The following is an 18,202-nucleotide window of genomic DNA, read 5'->3' on the forward strand; positions in this document are numbered from 1 at the left end:
GGGGCGCTGCGGTGTGTGCGAGCGACTAGAGCGCGTTGCGGATGTCGCTGAGGAACTGCGCGGTGCGGTTGGGCGGCTCGACCTGGGCGCACAGGCGGTCCATCACCGCGGCGTAGTGCTCGACGTCGGGCCGCTTGTCCAGGTAGAGGGCGCTGGTGAGCTGCTCGAGGTAGACGATGTCGGGCAGGTCGGTCTCGGCGAAGCGCAGGATCGTGAAGGGGCCGCCCGCCGCGGCGTGCCCGCCGTAGCTGAACGGCGCGATCTGCAGCGAGACGTTGGGCAGCTCGTTCATCTCGATGAGGTGGTCGAGCTGGGCCTTCATCAGATCGGGACCCGCCAGGCCGCGGCGCAGCGCGGCCTCGTCGATCACGGCCCACAGGGTGGGGCCACCGGGTGTCGTCAGGATCTCCTGGCGGCGCATCCGCAGCTCGACGCGGCGCTCCACCTCGACGGCGTCGTCGTGGCCGAGCGCGGTGCAGGCGCGCGCGTAGTCGCGGGTCTGCAGCAGGCCGGGCACGAACTGCAGCTCGTAGGACCGGATCACCGAGGCGGCCTGCTCCAGGCCCAGGTAGGTCTCGAACCAGGTGGGCAGCAGATCGGCGTAGCGGTGCCACCAGCCGGGGGCGTTGGCCCGCTGCGCGAGGCCGAGGAACTCCGAGCGCTCGCTCGGGTCGACGACGCCGTAGAGCGTGAGGAGATCGGCGACGTCGCGCTCCTTGAAGCCGACCCGGCCCAGCTCCAAGCGGCTGATCTTCGCAGGCGAGGCGCGGATGGCGTCACCGGCGAGCTCGCGGGTGATGCCGGCGGCCTCCCGCTTGCGCCGCAGCTGCGCGCCGAGGCCGATCCGCAACACCGTGGGACCGCTGGAGGCAGCCGTTCCCGCGGTTGCCCGTCGAGGTTCTGCTCCACCGTCGGACCAGTGGCTTCGCACCACGTTCATCCCCGCACCTCCACCTTCCTCGCTCACTCTGCCGTGATGCCGCGAAGGGAGCAAGCTGGTGGGTCCCCCCGTCACCGAGCGAGGTCGTCGAACTCACCGCGGCGTGCGCCGTCGAGGAAGGCGGCGATCTCCGCCCGGGTGTAAACGAGCACGGGCCCGGACGGGTCACGGGAGTTCCGCATGGCAACCCCCCCGTCGGCCATGGCGGCCAGCTCAACGCAGTTGCCGCTGGGATTACTGGCCGTGCTCTTACGCCAACGGAGGGTCATCGATCCGAAATGCACGTGCAGATGTTCATGCACCAGCACTTGCGGATGCAAGTCCGACCGGACACGATTGGGCCGAGAGGGAGTCCATCCGATCGGGTGGGGTCGTCGCTGAACGTGAACAGAACGGGCGGGCGGGGGGAGCGATGAGTTACTCGTGGGGTGGGAGCAGGAGCTCGGCTCGAACTGAGGGGTTCCCCGGGATCCGGCCGGTGCTGACCTCGGCGCCGCGGGCAGCGGATCGCGCGCCGGAGAGCTCCGCCGATCTCGCCAGCGTCATCGGGGACGGCATGCCGCAGGACCTCGAACTGCGCAGGCTCGCCGCCGAGCTCGCGCCGATGGTCGACGTCTGGCAGCGGCTGCTGACGCTGCACCAGCCCGACCGCAACGGCCGCTGCCGCATGTGCACCAAGGGTGGCACCGGGCTGCCCTCCTCACCGTGGCCCTGCTCGATCCACGGCATCGCTGAGCTGGCCCGACGCCGTCACGACAGCGTCTGCGAGCGCCCCGAACAGGCTTCCTGACCGACCCGGTCCACCTGCGCCGGCGCATCTCCGTCGGGGCGCCAGCGCAGGTGCCGGGTACCCCCGCCCCGCCGCACCAGTTCCAGCCGGGGCCGCGGGCCGTCGGTCCGTCCGGTCTGGGGCCTGCGGCTGCCGGCCGCGAACGGCGACGGCCACGGTGCCGCCGGTCCGCGGTAGTCCTGCTCGGCCGCGGCGTGCAACGTCCACTGCGGGTCGTAGAGATGTGGCCGCCCCAGCGCGCAGAGGTCGGCACGCCCGGCGAGCAGGATCGAGTTGACGTCGTCCCACGACGAGATGGCCCCCACCGCGATCACCGCGACGTCGAGCCCGCTGCGACGCATCTCACTGCGGATCCGGTCGGCGTAGGGCGTCTGGTAGCTCCGTCCGAACTCCGGCTGCTCGGCCGCGAGCACCTGCCCGGTCGACACGTCGATGGCGGCGGCGCCGTGCTCGGCGAAGGCGCGCGCGATCGCAACGGCGTCCGCCACGTCGTTGCCACCGTCGTGCCAGTCGGTGGCCGAGATCCGCACGGTCATCGGACGGTCGGCGGGCCAGGCGGCACGCACCGCGTCGAAGACCTCCAGCGGGAAGCGCAGCCGGGCCGCGACGTCGCCGCCGTAGCCGTCGGTGCGGGTGTTGGCCAGCGGTGAGAGGAACGACGAGAGCAGGTAGCCGTGGGCGCAGTGCAGCTCGAGCAGGTCGAACCCGGCGCGTGCCGCAGCCTCCGCGGCGGCCACGAACTCGTCGCGGATCCCGGCCATGTCCTCGAGCGTGAGTGCGCGCGGCACCGCGTTGGCGTCGGAGTAGGGGATGGCCGACGGGCCGACGACGTCCCAGCCGCCCGTGGGCAGCGGCTCGTCGATGCCCTCCCACATGATCTTCGTGGAGCCCTTGCGGCCCGAGTGCCCGAGCTGGACGCCGATCTTCGCGGCGCTGCTGTCGTGCACGAAGCCGACCACCCGCGCCCAGGCCGCCTCCTGCTCCGCGGTCCACAGGCCCGCGCAACCCGGGGTGATGCGGCCGGTGGGGGAGACGCAGACCATCTCGGTCATCACCAGCCCCGCGCCGCCGAGCGCCTTGCCGCCGAGGTGGACGAGGTGGAACTCGCCCGGCACGCCGTCGGGCGCGCAGTACATGTCCATGGCCGACACGACCACGCGGTTGTGCAGCTCCAGCGGCCCGATCCGTCCCGGCACGAACATCGGGGGCACCGCGGCGCCCCCGGTGAACCACCGCTCGGTGGCCGCGACGAACTCGGGATCCCGGACCCGGAGGTTGTCGTGGGTGACGCGCCGGCTGCGCGTGACGATGTTGAACGCGAACTGGGCAGGGTCCTGGTCCACGTAGTGGCCGATGTCCTCGAACCACTCGCGGCTCGCCTTCGCGGCGCGCTGGGTGGACACGACCACCGGGCGGCGCTCCTGCTCGTACGCGGCCAGCGCCGTCGGCAGGTCGGCGTGTTCGTGCAGGCAGGCGACGAGCGCGAGCGCGTCCTCCATCGCGAGCTTGGTGCCCGAACCGATGGAGAAGTGGGCCGTGTGGGCGGCGTCGCCGAGCAGGACGACGCTGCCGTCGCGCCAGGTGCGGGTGGAGACGGTGGGGAAGGCCAGCCACTTGGAGTTGTTGCCCACCAGCTTGGCGCCGCCGAGCAGGTCGGCGTAGAGCTCCCCGACGGCGGCGATCGACGCCTCGTCGTTCTCCCCGGGTGCGAGGTCCACTGCCGCGAACGGTCCGAAGGCCCGCCGCCAGACGTCGTCGTGCATCTCGATGATCATCGTGCTGGCGTCGGCGGCGTAGGGGTAGCCGTGCACCTGCATCACCCCGTGCGGGGTCTCGCGGACGTCGAAGGTGAACGCCTCGAACGCGCGGTCGACGCCCAGCCACATGTAGCGGCTGCGCCCGGTGGCCACGCTCCCGCCGAAGCCCGGGATCGCGGCGCGGACGGCGGAGTTGGCGCCGTCGCACGCGATCACCAGGTCGTGGGTGGTGCGCAGCTCGGTCACGGCCGGGGCGAGCGTGCGGTACCGGACGTCCACGCCCACCTCGGCGCAGCGCGCCTGCAGCACCGCGAGCAGGTCCTTGCGGCTCATCGCGGAGAAGCCGTGCCCGCCCGAGGTGGTGACCGTGTCACGGAAGCAGACGTCGATGTCGTCCCAGCGGGCCATGTGCTGCTGCATGGCGGCGAAGACGGCGGGGTCGGCGTGCTCGATGCCCCCGAGCGTCTCGTCGGAGAAGACCACGCCGAAGCCGAACGTGTCGTCGGGCGCGTTGCGCTCCCACACCGTGATCTCGTGGCGGGCGTCGAGCTGCTTGGCCAGTGCGGCGGCGTAGAGGCCACCCGGGCCGCCGCCGATGATCGCGATCTTCATGTGGTCCCCCGGACTGCTGGTACGACGGTGGTGGTGCGCAGCACGTAGCGCTGCAGCTTCCCGGTGCTGGTGCGCGGCAGCGCGTCGACGAACGTCACGACGCGCGGATACTTGTAGGGCGCGATCGCCGCCTTGGTGAACGCCTGCAGCGCCGCCGCGTCGGGCAGCGCGCCCGCCCGCAGCACGACGAACGCGGTGACGACGGCGCCGCGCTGCTCGTCGGGCGTGCCCACCACCGCGACGTCGACGACGTCGGGATGGCCGAGCAGCGCCTGCTCCACCTCCGGCCCGGAGATGTTGTAGCCGGCCGAGACGATCATGTCGTCACTGCGGGCCAGGTAGGTGAAGTAGCCGTCGGCGTCGCGGCGGAACGTGTCGCCGGTGAGGTTCCAGCCGTCCCGGACGTAGGTGGTCTGGCGGTCGCCGTCGAGGTAGCGGCAGCCGGTGGGACCCTGCACGGCCAGGTGGCCGGGCGTGTCGTCGGGGACGGGACGGCCGTCGTCGTCGAGCACGGCGGCGCGGTAGCCGGGCACGGCGCGTCCGGTGGTGCCGGGGCGGATGTCGTCGTCGGCGGCGCTGATGAACACGTGCAGCATCTCGGTGGAGCCGATGCCGTCGATGATCTTCAGGCCGGTGGCGTCGTGGACGGCGTGCCACACCGACGCGGGCAGTGCCTCACCCGCCGACACGGCCCGGCGCAGGCCGGCGAGCCGGTCGGCGCGGCCGGCGGCGAGCATCGCGCGGTACGCGGTGGGGGCGGTGAAAAGGACGGTGACGCCCTGTTCGGCCACGGTGTCGGCCAGCTGCTCCGGGGTGGTGCGCTCCACCAGCAGCGTGCTCGCGCCCGCGCGCATCGGGAACACGACGAGCCCGCCGAGACCGAAGGTGAACGCGATCGGCGGGGTGCCGCTGACGACGTCGTCGGGCCGCAGCGCGACGACGTGGCGCCCGAAGGTGTCGGCGACGGCCAGCACGTCGCGGTGCTGGTGCATGGTGGCTTTCGGACGGCCGGTGGTGCCGGAGGTGAACGCCAGCAGCGCGACGTCCTCCGCGGCGGTGGCCACGGGGACGAAGCTGCCGTCGTGGCGGGCGCACCGGGCCGCGAGCTCGGCCGGGAACCTGACGGCCGGGAGGTCGGGGAGCGCGTCGGCGAACGCCTCGTGGCACAGCGCCACCGTGGGGTGCGACAGCGCGGTGATAGCAGCGAGCTCACCGGCCCGCAGCATCGGCATCGTGGCCACCGCGACCCCGCCGGCCAGCAGCACGCCGAGCCAGCAGGCCACCAGCCACGGCTCGTTGGGGCCGCGCAGGAGCACCCGGTTGCCGGGCACCAGCCCGTCCTCGACGAGCACGGCGGCGATCTGCGCGGCCCGGTGGCGCAGCTCGCCGTAGGTGAACGAGACGCCCGACCCGCGCACGCACGGCCGGTCGTCGGCAGGCCCGGCGAGCAGCGCGGCGGCGGCGTTGAGCTGATCGGGGTACTGCAGCTCGGGAAGCTCGAACCGCAGCTCCGGCCACAGTTCCCGGGGCGGCAGGTGGTCGTGGCAGAACGTGTCCACGTGTGCGCTGGCCATGGCGACACCTCCACGACCGAGTATGTCGCGTCTGTGACGAGAGTCAAGACGGCAACATGGGTGACGGCGGCTCGGCCCCGCTCGGCGTCGTTGCAGGAAAGCCACTTTCCCGCAACGACGTTGCGGGAAAGTGGCTTTCCTGCAAGTCGGAGCTGCTGCTGCGCCGCCGGCTACCGCCACCCGGTGATCGGCAGGTCCTTGGGGTGCTCCACCCCGAACCGCACGCTCGCCCGCCACGTGGCACCCGGATCCAGCGTGGCCACCCACTCGACCCGCCCGAGCTCGTCACGCTCGGCAGGCTCGGGGCTCAGCGCCACCTCGACGATCTTGATGTCGGCCTGGCGCGCCACCGGGATCCGGTCGCGCACGGTGACCCGCGTGGGGGTGGCGCGCCGGTTGGTGACCTCGATCGTCCATCGCTCGACCGAGCCGCGACCGGCGCCGAAGCGGGCCCGGTGCGCCGTGCGTTCGGCCAGCTCCCGCTCGACGACGACCTGCGCGTCGACCCCGAGCGCGAGTTCGATCTCGGTGCCGGGTGCGGTCTGCGCGATCGTGGTGGTGCCGACGAACGCGTCGTCGAGGAACGTGGACACCGGGCCCGCGAGCAGCACCTGCCCGGACGTGTTCACGACGGTCGCGCGCAGGTGGGCGTCGGGACCCAGCGCGGGCGCCACCACGTGGTCGAGCGCCGCCTCGAGCGTGAACGCGGCGACGGTCGTGCGGTGCGGGGTGGCGTCACCCGGTACCGCGGTGGGTCGCGCCAGCCGCCACGACGCCGCGATCGTGGTCTCGACGGCCCGGGCCAGCACCGGCGCGACGGGTGCCGCGGCGGCGAAGGCCATCGTGTCGGCGGACTCCAGCGACCGCATCCGCGCCCCGCCGGCGGCGGCCATGGGCATCGGGACCTTCGGCATCGGCGGGGGCGGCCTGCTCACGTCGATCCACCACGGGTCCAGCTCGGGCACCGCCGTCGAGACCGCGGGGCGGGCCGTCGACAGCGTCAGCTCGCAGCTGGGCCAGTCCTCGCCGGTGGCCTGGGTGACCATCCCGTACCAGGTCAGGGCCACCTGCCCGGCGTTGTCGAGCCGGGCGTCGTAGGCGGGTGACCAGCCGGCGCCGTCGACGACGTAGGTCAGCTCCAGCTCCAGCTCGCCCGCGCCGTCGGACTCGACGCCGATCACGGCGTCGCGGCGGCTGCGACCCGAGGACCGCAGGCGGTCGAGCTCGGCCTGCGCCGCCCGCACCGCGTACAGCGCCTCCTCGCGACGTTCGGCGTGGCCGCGCCGGCTCGCCGCCACCTCCACGAGCTGCGCCGCGACGGCCGTGCCGATCTCGGCGACGCGGCCGGGTTCGGCGGTGCCGTCGGCGAGCGCCGCGGCCAGCCGGTCGCCGCTGCGGGCGGCGAGCCGGGTCAGCATGTCCTGGCGGGCGACGTCCCCGGCGTCGAGCCCGTCGATCGTCGCCACGGCCGACTCGGCGGCGCGCACGGCCGCCTCGGCGGCCCGGACGCGGTCATCCGGTGCGCCGACGAGGTTGCGGTACCCGACGTCGACGCCCACCACGCGCACACCCGCGTCGGACCGGCCCGCGACGCGCACCGACTCGTCGAGCAGCGACAGCGGCAGCCCGGCGACGACCAGGTCGGTGGCTCCGGCCGGGAGCGTGACGTGGCCCCGGCGGGTGATGCGGGCACGTTCGGGGTGCACGGTGACGGCGACGATCGGGGCCAGCAGGTCCATGGTCGGCGACGTTAGCGCAGCGCCGCGCGGATCCCGTCGATGATCAGGCCGAGGCCCGCGGCGAACTGGCGATCGCGCTCGCTGCGCGGCACCGCGGAGGGGCCCGTGACCTTGCGGGCCTGTTCCTCGATCGTGAACCCGTTGACGTAGGCGAAGACGGTGTCGGTGGCGAGCATGGCGGCCTCAGCCGGGGCGCCGCCCGCGGCGATCACGGCGACGAGTCGCTCGAACCCCGCACGGGCACTCGGGCCGGGGGCGCCCATGGTGGCGACGAGCCGGGCACCGTCGCGATGGGCGAGCATGCCCGCGCGCGCGACGGTGGCGGTGGCGCTGACCTGCTCGGCCCAGCCCTCCTGCGTCGCCGGGGGCGGCGGTTCCAGGGTCACGAGCTGCTCGACGATCGCGTCGAGCAATGCCTGCTTGCTGGTGAAGTGCCGGTAGAGCGCGCCGGGCTGCACGCCGAGCCGGGCCGCGAGCCTGCGCGTGGTCAGGTCGTCGAGCCCGACCTCGTCGAGCAGCTCGATCGCGGCCTGCAGCACCTCGTCACGCCGGGACATCCGCCACCTCTCGTCCGATCGGGACAGCTTGCCAGCACGGCCGTCGATCCCTACCGTGAACAACGTTCACGTGAACGTAGTTCACATCGATGGCGTGAGAGGTGACGGCGATGCGAGTGGTGATCATCGGCGCGGGGCTGGGCGGGTTGGCGCTGGCCCAGGCGCTGCGCGGGGCCGGTGTGGACGTGTCCGTCCACGAGCGGGACGCCGGCGTGGAGTACCGCTTCCAGGGCTACCGGATCGGGCTCGGCGGACCGGGGTGGGAGGCGCTGCACCGCTGCCTGCCCGAGCGGCTGCACCCGTTGCTGCACGCCTCGAGCGGTGAGCTCGCGGGCCCCGGCCGGCTCGTCGACGAGCAGCTCGTGCTGCAGGGGCTCGACGAGAGCGCGTCGCTCGCGCAGTCCTACGAGGCCAACGTGGTGGACCGGCACGTCCTGCGCCACCTGCTGCTCGCCGGACTGGGCGACGTCGTGCACTTCGGCGCGCGGCTGACCGGGTTCGCCGAGCTGCCCGGCGGCACGGTCCGGGCGACGTTCGCCGACGGCTCGTCGGAGATCGCGGACGTGCTGGCGGGCGCCGACGGGATCGGCTCCGCGGTGCGTTCCCAGCTGGCCGGTCCGGCCGAGCGGATCGGAACCGGGGTGCGCGGCGTGATCGGCCGGACGCCGATGACCGAGCGGTTCGCGGCGCTGGTGCCCGGCCGCGGCACGATGGTGGCCGGACCGGGTCTGAACCTGTTCCTCGGGAAGATGCCGTTCCGGCGCCCGCCGCAGGAGGCCGCCGCCGAGCTGGCACCCGAGGTGTTCCTGCCCGCGACGGCGAGCTACCTGCGCTGGGTGATGCTGCTCCCGCCGGAGAACACCGTCGACCTGGCCGCGGACGACGGGGCCGGTGCGCTGGAGTTCGTCGGCGACCTGGTCGCGGGCTGGCACCCCGACCTGCGCGAGCTGGTGCGGCTGGCGGACGCGCACAACAGCAGCCTCGGCGAGCTGGTCTACGTGCCACCGGTGGATCCCTGGGAGTCCGGACGGGCGACGCTGCTGGGCGACGCCGCGCACACGATGCTGCCCAGTGGCGGGATGGGCGGCAACACGGCGCTGCGGGATGCGGCGGACCTCGCCGACCGGCTCATCGCCGGCGGTGACGTCGAGGCCGCGATCGCCGACTACGAACGGGAGATGCTGGCCGTCTCCCGCCCGCTGGTGCTGGCGAGCCGGCAGGCCCTCGACGGGCTCATGGGACTGGGTGCCGCGCGCTAGAACTCGTCCAGCGCGGGCCGGGCCGCGGCGAGGATGCCGAGCGTCGCCGTGTCCCACGGCCCGGTCGTGATGACCATGGCGTGGTCGGTGCCGAGCGCGGCGAGTGCCCGGCAGCGCTCCACGAACGCGGCAGGTGACCCCGCGGGGTCCAGCCGCGTGCTCACGGTCTTCTCGATGGCGTCGTACGGACGGCCCACGTCCGCGCAGTGGCGGGCCAGTACCGCGAGCTTGCGGGTGATCGTGGCCCCGCCGTCGGGGATGTCGAAGACGTTGCACGCGTCGGCGTACTGAGCCACGAGCCGCAGCGTCTTCTGCTCGCCGGTGCCGCCGATGAGGATGCGCGGGCGGTGCAGCGGCTGCGGGCTGCAGACGGGGCGGTCGAGGCGGAAGTGGCGGCCGGTGAAGGGCGCGTCGTCGCCCGACCACATCTGCGCGGCGAGGCGCAGCGTGTCCTCGAGGTACTCGAACCGTTCGCGGGTGGCCGGCAGCGGCAGGCCCATCGCCCGGGCCTCCTCGAGGTGGTAGCCCGCGCCGACCCCGAGCCAGGCCCGGCCGCCGGACAGGACGTCGAGCGTGCTGACGGCCTTGATCAGGATGGCGGGCGGGCGGAACGTCACCCCGGTGACCGCCGTGCCGAGGCGCACCCGCGTCGAGCGGGCCGCCAGATAGCCCAACGTCGTGCAGGCCTCGAGCATCGCGTCCTCCGGCGTGGTGCCCGGGGCGCCCTGCAGCAGGTGGTCGGGGACCCAGACGGTGTCGAGCCCGGCGTCGTCGGCCGCGCGGACCACCTCGTCGAGGTGCGCGGCCAGCGCGGACGGCCCGTCGGGGCAGGAGTAGTCGGTGATCGAGAGGCTCAGTCGCATGCCAAAAAGATAGATGTCTAATGATGATGCGTCAATACGTTAGATATCGAACGTTTAGGGCAGGACGGCCGTGCCCTGCACCTCCACCAGCGCCTCGACGTCCCAGAGGCGCGCGACGCCGATGCCCGCGGTGGCCGGGTACTCGGTGCCGATCAGCCGCCGCCACACCCCGCCGATCTCGCGGCCGTGGGCGCGGTAGTCCTCGACGTCCACGATGTAGATCGTGAGCGCCGCGAGGTGCTCGGGTCCGCCACCCGCGGCGCGCAGGGCGACCAGTAGGTTGGTCAGCGCCACCTCGAACTGGGCGACGACACCGTCGCCGACGATGTGCCCGGTCGCGTCGAGCGCGGTCTGGCCGGCGAGGAACACGGTGCGCCCGGTCGCCACCACGGCATGCGAGAAGCCCGACGGGCGGCCGAGCTCGGGAGGATTGATCCGCTCGAGCGTCACGGGGTGGCCCCGCCGTCCACGGCAAGCGCCTGGCCGGTGATCGCGGCACTGCCCACGCACAGCAGCACGGCGTCGGCCACCTCGTCGACGCTGATCAGCCGCCCGATCGGTTGCTGCCCGGCCAGGTGGGCGCGCACCTCGTCGAGCGGGCGTCCGGTGGTGGCGCTGATCGTCGCGACGGAGCCGTCGGTCATCGGGGTGTCGACGTAGCCCGGGCAGACGGCGTTGACGGTGACCCCGGCGCCGGCGAGCTCGGCGGCGGCCGAGCGGACCAGGCCGAGCAGCCCGTGCTTGCTGGCCGTGTAGGCGGCGATGTAGGGCTCGCCCCGCAGCGCCGCGGTGGACGCGATCGCGACGACGCGGCCGAACCCCGCCGCCTTCATGGCCGGCGTCGCGCGGCGCAGCAGCCGGAACGGGGCGGTGAGGTTGAGGTCGAGCATGCGAGCCCAGTCGGCGTCGGTCGTGCGGTGCACCGGTGCCGACACGGCGGTGCCGGCGTTGAGCACCAGCACCTCGACCGGCCCCCAGGCCTCCTCGACGGCGGTGAAGACGCGTTCGGCGGCGTCCGGGTCGGTGACGTCGGCGGGGACCACGAGCGCCGGCCCGGGCAGCTGTGCGGCGAGCGCGTCCAGCTCCGTGGTGGACCGCGCGGTGAGCGCCACCTGGTGTCCCTCGGCGGACAGGCGGCTCGCGACGGCCGCCCCGATCCCGCGGCCGGCCCCGGTGACGAGGCATCGTCTGCTTCCCATGACCCGAGCTTGTCAAGCGTTGGTGACGGCCGTCAAGATAACGACATGCGACTCGAGGAGTTCACCGACATCCGCTACGAGGTGGAGGAGGACAACCACGCCGTCATCACCATCGACCGACCGGAGCGGATGAACTCCTTCCGCGGCCGCACGGTCGACGAGCTCAACGCCGCCTTCAAACACGCCTGGGCCGACCGCAGGGTGGCCGCGGTGATCTTCACCGCCACCGGCGACCGGGCCTTCTGCACCGGCGGCGACGTCAAGGAGCGCGCCGAGACCGGCGGCTACGGCGAGACCGAGTGGGGCACGTTCGAGATCGAGCGGCTGCACCGGATCATCCGCGACATCCCCAAGCCGGTGATCGCCGCCGTCAACGGCATCGCGATCGGCGGCGGGCACGTGCTGCACGTGCTGTGCGACCTGACGGTGGCTGCAGAGCACGCGACGTTCGCGCAGGCCGGCCCGCGGGTCGGGTCGTTCGACGCCGGGTTCGGCTCGGCGTACCTGGCACGGGTGGTGGGGGAGAAGCGGGCGCGCCAGATCTGGTTCCTGCTCGACCGCTACGACGCCGCCACCGCCGAGCGGTGGAACCTGGTCAACGAGGTGGTGCCGGCGGCCGAGCTCCTGGACACGGCCCGGGCCTGGGCACGCAAGATCGGCAGCTACTCGCCGACGGCGCTGAAGTTCCTCAAGCACTCCTTCAACGCCGACACCGACCACATCAGCGGCATCTCCCACATCGCCTTCGACGGGCTGGAGCACTACGCCCACAGCGAGGAGGGGATGGAGGGGGCGAAGGCCTTCGCGGAGAAGCGGCCGCCGGACTTCTCGCCCTACCGCTGAGCGGTCGACCGTGGCTGCTCACATCGCAGCATGGTGGCCATCCTGCGATCCAACGCTTGGATGGCCACCATGCTGCGGGCCCGGGCGGCACCCCGCTGGAGGATCAGGAGCCGGATCCCACCAGCGCTTCCCGCGGCGAGCTCCACCCCGCCAGCACCGCCCGCACGTCCGCCCGCGCTTCCGTGCGAAGGGCCTCGGCGTGCGCCGCGGCCAGCACGTCGTCGATCAGCACCCGGGCCCCGGTCGCCGCCGACCGGACCGCCGCCGCCACCATCGCCAGGCTCATGACGTTCTCGTGCACCTCACCCATCGGTGTGGTGCCCGACCGCAGCGCCGCGACGAACGCCGCCAGCGCTGCGTCGATGCCCGCCGGCCCCCGCGGCACGGGTGCGGCCACGTCGTCGACGAGGGGGGCCGACTCCCCGTCCCACGTCGCGGTGCCCTTCTCGGCGCTGACCCGCCACGCCCCGTTCCACGACGTCTCGGTGCCCGGGCTGCACCAGCTCCCGCTGTAGGCGAAGCGCGCCCCGCCGCCCATCTCGAACACCGCGTTCGCCGCGGCGGCACCGGCGAACCAGCTCCACGGCGGGTTGTACGCCTCGCAGTACGCCGCCACCGGGTCGGCGCCGAGCAGGTAGCGGGCCGTGTCGAACGCGTGGATCGCCATGTCCACCAGCAGCGGGTGCTCCATCTCCTCCCGGAAGCCGCCGAAGTGGGGAGCCTTGAAGAACTGCGTGGTCAGCGCCCCGACGGTGCCCAGCCCGGCCATCGCGTCGCGCAGCGCGAACAGGTGCGGGTTCCACCGCCGCGACTGGCTCACCATGAACAGCCGTCCCGTCGCCTCACTGGCCGCGGCCAGTGACAGCGCGGCGGCGAGCGTGTCGGCCACGGGCTTCTCCCCGAGCACCGGCAGCCCCGCGAACAGCGCGGCCGTGGTCACCGCGTGGTGGGCCGAGGGCACCGCCACATCGATGACGGCCCGCGCCCCGGTGCGGGTCGCCAGCTCGACGGCGTCGGTGCCGACCGCGACGCCCGGGGCCGCGGCCCGCGCCGTCTCGAGGTCGAGGTCGGCGACGCCCACCAGCTCGACGTCGGCCGATGCGGCGACCGCGGCCAGCCACGCGCGGCCCATCGACCCGGCGCCGACGACCACCATCGGCAACGGAGCGCGCGTCATCCGATCGGACCCGCGTAGGACTTCCCCTCGAAGAAGGCACCGGTGTCGTAGCGCAGCAGCTCCGGCAGCCTGCGGGCCGGCAGGTCCGTGCGGGCCCACGCCACCGCGTTGGCGATGACACGGCGGACGTCGTGGTGGTGGTAGGTCGGGAAGTCCTGGTCGCCGGGGCGGAAGTAGAAGATCTTGCCGTGCCCGCGACGGAACGTGCAGCCGCTGCGGAACACCTCCCCGCCGGCGAACGTGCTGAGGAAGACCAGCTCGTCCGGGGCGGGGATGTCGAAGAACTCCCCGTACATCTCGTCCTCGTCGATGACGAGCGGGTGCGGCACGCCCTGCGCGATCGGATGGGTCGGGTCGACCGTCCAGATGAGCTCGCGGTCGTGTTCGCTGCGCCACCGCAGCGTGCAGGTGGTGCCCATGAGCTTCATGAAGATCTTCGACCAGTGCCCCGAGTGCAGCACGACCAGCCCCATGCCCGACAGGACGTGGCGGTGCACGCGCTCGACCACGTCGTCGGCCACCTCGGCGTGCGCGGCGTGGCCCCACCAGGTCAGGACGTCAGTGGTGGCGAGCACGTCCTCGGTCAGCCCGTGCTCGGGGTCGTCGAGCGTCGCGGTGCGCACCACGGCACCGTCGCCCAGGTTCTCGACGATCCCCTCCGCGATCGTCGTGTGCATGCCCTGCGGGTAGATCTTGGCGACGTGCTCCTCGATCTGCTCGTGGCGGTTCTCGCCCCAGACCGTGACGCGAACGGGATTCGGCACAGCGACTGCCTCTCGTGAGTTCATTTGACGGCTCCTCCGGTGACTCCGGCGGACACGTAGCGCTGCGCCACCAGCAACAGCGCGATGGCGGGGACGGACGCGAGCACCGCGGTGGCCATCACGGAGCTCCAGTCGTTGACGTAGGTCCCGATGTAGGTGAAGAGCCCCAGCGTCACGGGCCGGACGTCCTCGGTGGTGGTCAGCGTGAGCGCGAAGAGGAAGTCGCTCCACGTGAACAGGAACGTGAACAGCGCCGCGGTGATCAGCGCGTTGCGGCTCATCGGCAGCACGACCGACACGAACGCCCGGATCTGCCCGGCGCCGTCGACGCGTGCCGCCTCCACGACCTCGGCCGGGAGCGCCCCCATGAAGGCCCGCATGATCAGGATCGCGAACGGGATGCCGGCGGTGGAGTCGGCGAGGATGAGTCCCGGGATCGAGTTGAGCAGCCCCAGCTCCGTGTAGGCGCTGTAGAGGGCGTTCGCGACGACGATGCCCGGCACCATCTGGCTGATCAGGATCGCGAACAGCACGACGCCCGCGCCGCGCACCCGGAAGTGCGCGAGCGCGTAGGCGGCGGGTGCGGCCACGAGGAGGCTGAAGACCACGCTGCCCGCGGCCACCACCAGGCTGGTCAGCAGGTGGCGGCCCTGTTGCCCGATCGCCGCGGCGTACCCGTCGAAGCTCAGGTGCAGCGGGAACCACGGTGTGGCCACCGCCGACCCGCTGGGCTGCAGCGAGACGTTCACCATCCAGTAGACGGGGAACAGCATCACGGCCAGCAGCAGCACGCCGACGACCGTGCTGCCCCAGGACCGGGTGACCCGGCGGCGGCTCACGACTGCACCGTCCGGCGGTTGGCGCGCAGGTAGAACAGCGCGAACACCAGCGAGACGACGATCAGCACGTTGCCCAGCGCGGCGCCCTGCCCGAAGTCGAACTGCTGGAACGACAGCTGGTAGGACTGCGTCGCGATCGTCTGCGTCGCGTTGGCGGGCCCGGCGTTGGTGAGCCCGAGGATGATGTCGAGCACCTTCACCGTGTAGACCACGCCGAGCATCAGCACCACGGTCACCACCGGCCGCAGCAGCGGCCACGTCACGTACCGGAAGGCGCGGAACCCGGTGGCGCCGTCGATCGCGGCCGCCTCGTAGAGCTCCTCGGGGATGTCCTGCAGGCCGCCGTAGAGGATCGTCGTGTTGAACGGGATCCCGATCCAGATGTTCACGATGATCACCGCGATCAGCGCCAGCGAGGTGCTGGTGAGCCAGCCGAGCTGCACGCTGCCCCCGGTGACGGCGCCGAGGAAGCGGTTGAGCACCCCGCTGTCCTGGTCGAGGATCCAGCGCCACACCGCGCTGGAGACGATCAGCGGGATCAGCCACGGCAGCAGGAGCAGCGAGCGCAGCAACCGGCTGAGCGGGAACCGGCGCCGGAAGAACACCGCGATCGCCAGCCCGATCCCGAACTGCCCGGCGATCGAGCCGACCGTGAACAGCGCCGTGTTCAGCGCGGCCCGCCCGAACCCGGACGAGCCCAGCACCGCCTGGTAGTTGGCGAACCCGACCCACGGCGCCTCGCCGGTGTAGAACGTGGTCGTCGTGTACTGCTCGAACGCCATCAGCACGTTCTTGACCACCGGGAACCCGAAGAACGCCACGAGGTAGACGGCGGCGGGCAACAGGAACGCGAGCTGGAGCAGCCGCTCGCGGCGCCGCGGCGACCACCAGCGATCGACGGTCGCCCGCGGTGGCGGCGCCGTGTCGGGCCGGGCCATCGTCGCCGTGGCGCCGTCACCCACCCTGGGCCTGCCGCAGTGCCGCGGCCGGCGTCGCACCGCCGGTCAGCGCCGTCTGGATCGCCGTGTAGATCTTCGTGGCGGCCTTGGGCCAGTCCGGGCCCAGCTCACCGGTGCGGGCCCGCGCGGTCTGCACGGCGGTGGTGAACGCCGCCATCTCCGGCACCTGGGCGACGAACGGGGCGTCGAGCGCCGTCTTCGTCGGCACGGTGGTGCGCTGCTGCGCCAGCGCCATCTGGTTGGCGTCGGAGTTCAGGCACGCCACGATCTTCGCGGCCACGGCCTGCCGCGCGGGGTTGCCGGTGCGCGGGATCGTCCAGGTCTCGCCACCCAGCGGTGCCACGGGCGTGGTGCCTGCCTGCGGCCCGGGGATCGGCACGACGGCGTAGTGCAGGTTCGGGTCCTTCTTCAACACCGGGAACTGCCAGGGGCCGTTGATCATCATGGCCGCGTTGCCCGCCATGAACTGCTCGTTGACATCGGCCTGGCCCCAGGTGACCACCGACTTCGACGCCGATCCCGAGCTCACGAGATCGACCCAGAGCTGCAGCGCCTGCGCGACCTGCGGGCTCGCGATGTCGCGCTCGTCGCCGCCGCCCGTCCACATGAACGGCAGGAACTGCCAGGTGCCCTCGTAGGTGGCGGCCGCGGAGAACGCGATGCCGTAGCGCGGGCCGCTGGTCAGCGCCTTCGCGGCCGCCTTCAGCTCGTCCCACGTCGTCGGGGGCTTGACGCCTGCCTTGTCGAGGATGTCCTTGTTGTAGAACAGGCCGATGGTATTGGTGACCGGCTGCAGCCCGTACACCGCGCCCTTGTAGGACGACGCGTTCACGATGCCCTCGGCGTACCCCGCTGCCGAGAGCCCGAAGTCGCTGACGGGGGCGAGCGCGCCGGTGGCCGCGATCTGCTGCAGGTCGGGGTTGTCGAGCATCAGGACGTCCGGCAACGTCTTGGACGACGCCTGCTGCAGCACCTTCGCGATGAGCGTGGCGCCGGGCACCGCCTCCCGCTCGATCGTGACGCCGTTCTCCTTGCCGCAGGCGTCGAGGGTCTGCGCGTAGACGGTCTTGTCCGGTTCGTTGTTGTAGTAGTCGAGCACCCGCAGGCTGGTGACGGGGCCGCTCGCGGCGGCTCCGCCCCCACCGCAGGCGCTCAGTCCGATCGCGGCGACCGTCGCCAGCACCGTGGCCAGTACTGCTCTTCGTCGAGCCATGTCCGGTCCTCTCTCACGGGTGTCGTCGATGCGTATCGACGATCGACATGCGGCCGCCGCCGGCTGCGGCGGGACGATCAGTGCGGAAGGGTGGTGCGGCGCAGCGTCATGCGCGGCGCGACGAGCTCGACGCGCCCGGCCGGGCGCTGCTCGGTGCGGTCGAGCAGGCGGAACAGGATCTGCATGGCGCGGCGCGAGACGTCGCGCGGTTCCATGGAGACGTTGCTGACCGGCGGGATCATGGCCTCGGCCACGACGTCGGTGCAGAGCCCGACCACCGAGAGGTCGCGCCCCGCGTCGAGGCCGCGTTCGTGGAGCTCCTGCAGGACCTGCTGGATCGCGCCGCTGTGGGGGATCGTGATGCCGGGACGCTCCCCGCCGACGGCGAGCGCCTCGTCGACGGCGGCGGCGATGCCGGCACGACCCGCGGCCACCGGTGCCACCAGGTGGTGGTCGACGCCGTGCTCGGCGGCAGCCGCGGTCGTGCCGCTCAGGAAGCGGCCGACGTAGTTGACGCCGCGCTCCACGTCGGCGACCGAGTGGCCGATCTGCACGATGCGCCGGTGCCCGCAGGCGACGAGCTCGTCGACCGCCATCCGGCCGGCGAGGGCGAAGTCGAGATCGACGCAGTGCAGTCCGGCCGGGTCGTCCGGGACGCCGATGAGGATCACCGGCACGGACAGAGCAGCGGCGACGGGGATGCGGTCATCGGCCGCCTCGATGTCCATCATCACGATCGCGTCGCACAGCGAGCGTCCGGCGAGCCTGCTCAGCCCGGCGGCGCCCTCGTCGGCGGTGACGAGCAGGACGTCGTGGTCCTGCTCGCGCGCGCACGCCGCGATCGTCTCGATGAAGGGGAGCAGGCCCGAGTTGTCGTGGGTCTCGAACGGCACGACGAGCCCGACGACCCGCGTGCGCTGGCTGGCCAGGGCCCTGGCCCCGGCGTTGGGCTGGTAGGTCAGCTGCTCGATGGCCGCCTCGACGCGGCGGCGGGTCTCCTCGGAGATCGGGCGGCGCCCGCTCATCACGTAGGAGACGGTGCTCTGGGAGACCCCGGCGACGCGGGCGACGTCCTTGCTGGTGACCACCGGACACCTCCCCGTCGATGCGTATCGAT

The 18,202-nt window shown here is 72.6% G+C and carries 18 protein-coding genes; 3 read left to right on the top strand and 15 right to left on the bottom strand.

All coding sequences use genetic code 11. The annotated features are described in order from the left end of the window. Window positions 1–25: 25 nt before the first annotated feature. Complete coding sequence (locus ACFPFQ_RS13440) at window positions 26–940, bottom strand: helix-turn-helix domain-containing protein (RefSeq protein WP_379618452.1); 915 nt, start codon at window positions 938–940, stop codon at window positions 26–28. A gap of 71 nt (window positions 941–1,011) precedes the next feature. Beyond that, the gene (locus tag ACFPFQ_RS13445) at window positions 1,012–1,209 is read right to left on the bottom strand and encodes a DUF397 domain-containing protein (RefSeq protein ID WP_379618673.1); all 198 of its coding nucleotides are present in this window, start codon (window positions 1,207–1,209) and stop codon (window positions 1,012–1,014) included. Between the two features lie 209 nt (window positions 1,210–1,418). On the opposite strand from ACFPFQ_RS13445, the gene ACFPFQ_RS13450 reads away from it, so the two are divergent. Further along, window positions 1,419–1,730, top strand: a complete 312-nt coding sequence (locus ACFPFQ_RS13450; RefSeq protein WP_379618454.1) for a hypothetical protein — start codon at window positions 1,419–1,421, stop codon at window positions 1,728–1,730. On the opposite strand, the gene ACFPFQ_RS13455 is transcribed toward ACFPFQ_RS13450, so the two are convergent. The 4 genes from ACFPFQ_RS13455 to ACFPFQ_RS13470 form a co-directional block, all read right to left on the bottom strand. Further along, complete coding sequence (locus tag ACFPFQ_RS13455; protein WP_379618456.1) at window positions 1,691–4,099, bottom strand: bifunctional salicylyl-CoA 5-hydroxylase/oxidoreductase; 2,409 nt, start codon at window positions 4,097–4,099, stop codon at window positions 1,691–1,693. The genes ACFPFQ_RS13450 and ACFPFQ_RS13455 overlap by 40 nt on opposite strands. Next, window positions 4,096–5,673 (bottom strand): AMP-binding protein, encoded by a 1,578-nt coding sequence (locus ACFPFQ_RS13460; RefSeq protein WP_379618458.1) that lies wholly within the window; start codon window positions 5,671–5,673, stop codon window positions 4,096–4,098. Before ACFPFQ_RS13460 ends, ACFPFQ_RS13455 begins: the two co-directional genes overlap by 4 nt. A gap of 170 nt (window positions 5,674–5,843) precedes the next feature. Continuing rightward, window positions 5,844–7,412: a DUF4139 domain-containing protein gene (locus ACFPFQ_RS13465; protein WP_379618460.1), complete on the bottom strand. Its 1,569-nt coding sequence runs from the start codon at window positions 7,410–7,412 to the stop codon at window positions 5,844–5,846. Between the two features lie 11 nt (window positions 7,413–7,423). Next, the gene (locus ACFPFQ_RS13470) at window positions 7,424–7,969 is read right to left on the bottom strand and encodes a TetR/AcrR family transcriptional regulator C-terminal domain-containing protein (RefSeq protein WP_379618462.1); all 546 of its coding nucleotides are present in this window, start codon (window positions 7,967–7,969) and stop codon (window positions 7,424–7,426) included. 110 nt (window positions 7,970–8,079) lie between these two features. Here ACFPFQ_RS13470 and ACFPFQ_RS13475 point away from each other — a divergent pair, with 110 nt between their 5' ends. After that, window positions 8,080–9,228, top strand: coding sequence for an FAD-dependent oxidoreductase (locus tag ACFPFQ_RS13475; RefSeq protein WP_379618464.1), 1,149 nt, complete (start codon window positions 8,080–8,082; stop codon window positions 9,226–9,228). Here the strand turns inward: ACFPFQ_RS13475 and ACFPFQ_RS13480 are convergent. Genes ACFPFQ_RS13480 through ACFPFQ_RS13490 form a run of 3 tightly spaced genes read right to left on the bottom strand, consistent with a single transcriptional unit; the run spans window position 9,225 to window position 11,290 of the window. Then, entirely contained in the window at window positions 9,225–10,091 is an 867-nt protein-coding gene (locus ACFPFQ_RS13480; protein WP_379618466.1) for a TIGR03560 family F420-dependent LLM class oxidoreductase, read from the bottom strand. The genes ACFPFQ_RS13475 and ACFPFQ_RS13480 overlap by 4 nt on opposite strands. Before the next feature lie 54 nt (window positions 10,092–10,145). Then, window positions 10,146–10,541: a RidA family protein gene (locus ACFPFQ_RS13485; RefSeq protein ID WP_379618468.1), complete on the bottom strand. Its 396-nt coding sequence runs from the start codon at window positions 10,539–10,541 to the stop codon at window positions 10,146–10,148. Then, the gene (locus ACFPFQ_RS13490) at window positions 10,538–11,290 is read right to left on the bottom strand and encodes an SDR family NAD(P)-dependent oxidoreductase (protein ID WP_379618470.1); all 753 of its coding nucleotides are present in this window, start codon (window positions 11,288–11,290) and stop codon (window positions 10,538–10,540) included. Before ACFPFQ_RS13490 ends, ACFPFQ_RS13485 begins: the two co-directional genes overlap by 4 nt. A gap of 45 nt (window positions 11,291–11,335) precedes the next feature. Between ACFPFQ_RS13490 and ACFPFQ_RS13495 the strand changes: the two genes are divergently transcribed. After that, entirely contained in the window at window positions 11,336–12,133 is a 798-nt protein-coding gene (locus ACFPFQ_RS13495; protein WP_379618472.1) for an enoyl-CoA hydratase-related protein, read from the top strand. 103 nt (window positions 12,134–12,236) lie between these two features. Here ACFPFQ_RS13495 and ACFPFQ_RS13500 read toward each other — a convergent pair whose 3' ends face one another. From ACFPFQ_RS13500 to ACFPFQ_RS13525, 6 genes are all read right to left on the bottom strand, one after another. Further along, complete coding sequence (locus tag ACFPFQ_RS13500) at window positions 12,237–13,310, bottom strand: Gfo/Idh/MocA family protein (RefSeq protein ID WP_379618474.1); 1,074 nt, start codon at window positions 13,308–13,310, stop codon at window positions 12,237–12,239. Beyond that, window positions 13,307–14,074, bottom strand: a complete 768-nt coding sequence (locus ACFPFQ_RS13505) for a ThuA domain-containing protein (protein WP_379618476.1) — start codon at window positions 14,072–14,074, stop codon at window positions 13,307–13,309. The genes ACFPFQ_RS13500 and ACFPFQ_RS13505 overlap by 4 nt, the downstream gene beginning before the upstream one ends. A gap of 20 nt (window positions 14,075–14,094) precedes the next feature. After that, a complete protein-coding gene (locus ACFPFQ_RS13510; protein WP_379618478.1) occupies window positions 14,095–14,913 on the bottom strand; it encodes a carbohydrate ABC transporter permease in 819 nt (272 codons plus the stop codon). Next, window positions 14,910–15,851 (bottom strand): carbohydrate ABC transporter permease, encoded by a 942-nt coding sequence (locus ACFPFQ_RS13515; protein WP_379618675.1) that lies wholly within the window; start codon window positions 15,849–15,851, stop codon window positions 14,910–14,912. Before ACFPFQ_RS13515 ends, ACFPFQ_RS13510 begins: the two co-directional genes overlap by 4 nt. A 16-nt stretch (window positions 15,852–15,867) precedes the next feature. Next, entirely contained in the window at window positions 15,868–17,085 is a 1,218-nt protein-coding gene (locus ACFPFQ_RS13520; RefSeq protein ID WP_379618480.1) for a sugar ABC transporter substrate-binding protein, read from the bottom strand. A 77-nt stretch (window positions 17,086–17,162) separates the two neighbouring features. Then, window positions 17,163–18,173, bottom strand: a complete 1,011-nt coding sequence (locus ACFPFQ_RS13525; protein ID WP_379618482.1) for a LacI family DNA-binding transcriptional regulator — start codon at window positions 18,171–18,173, stop codon at window positions 17,163–17,165. Window positions 18,174–18,202 lie beyond the last annotated feature (29 nt).

The sequence above is a fragment of the Pseudonocardia sp. GCM10023141 genome (assembly GCF_042653605.1).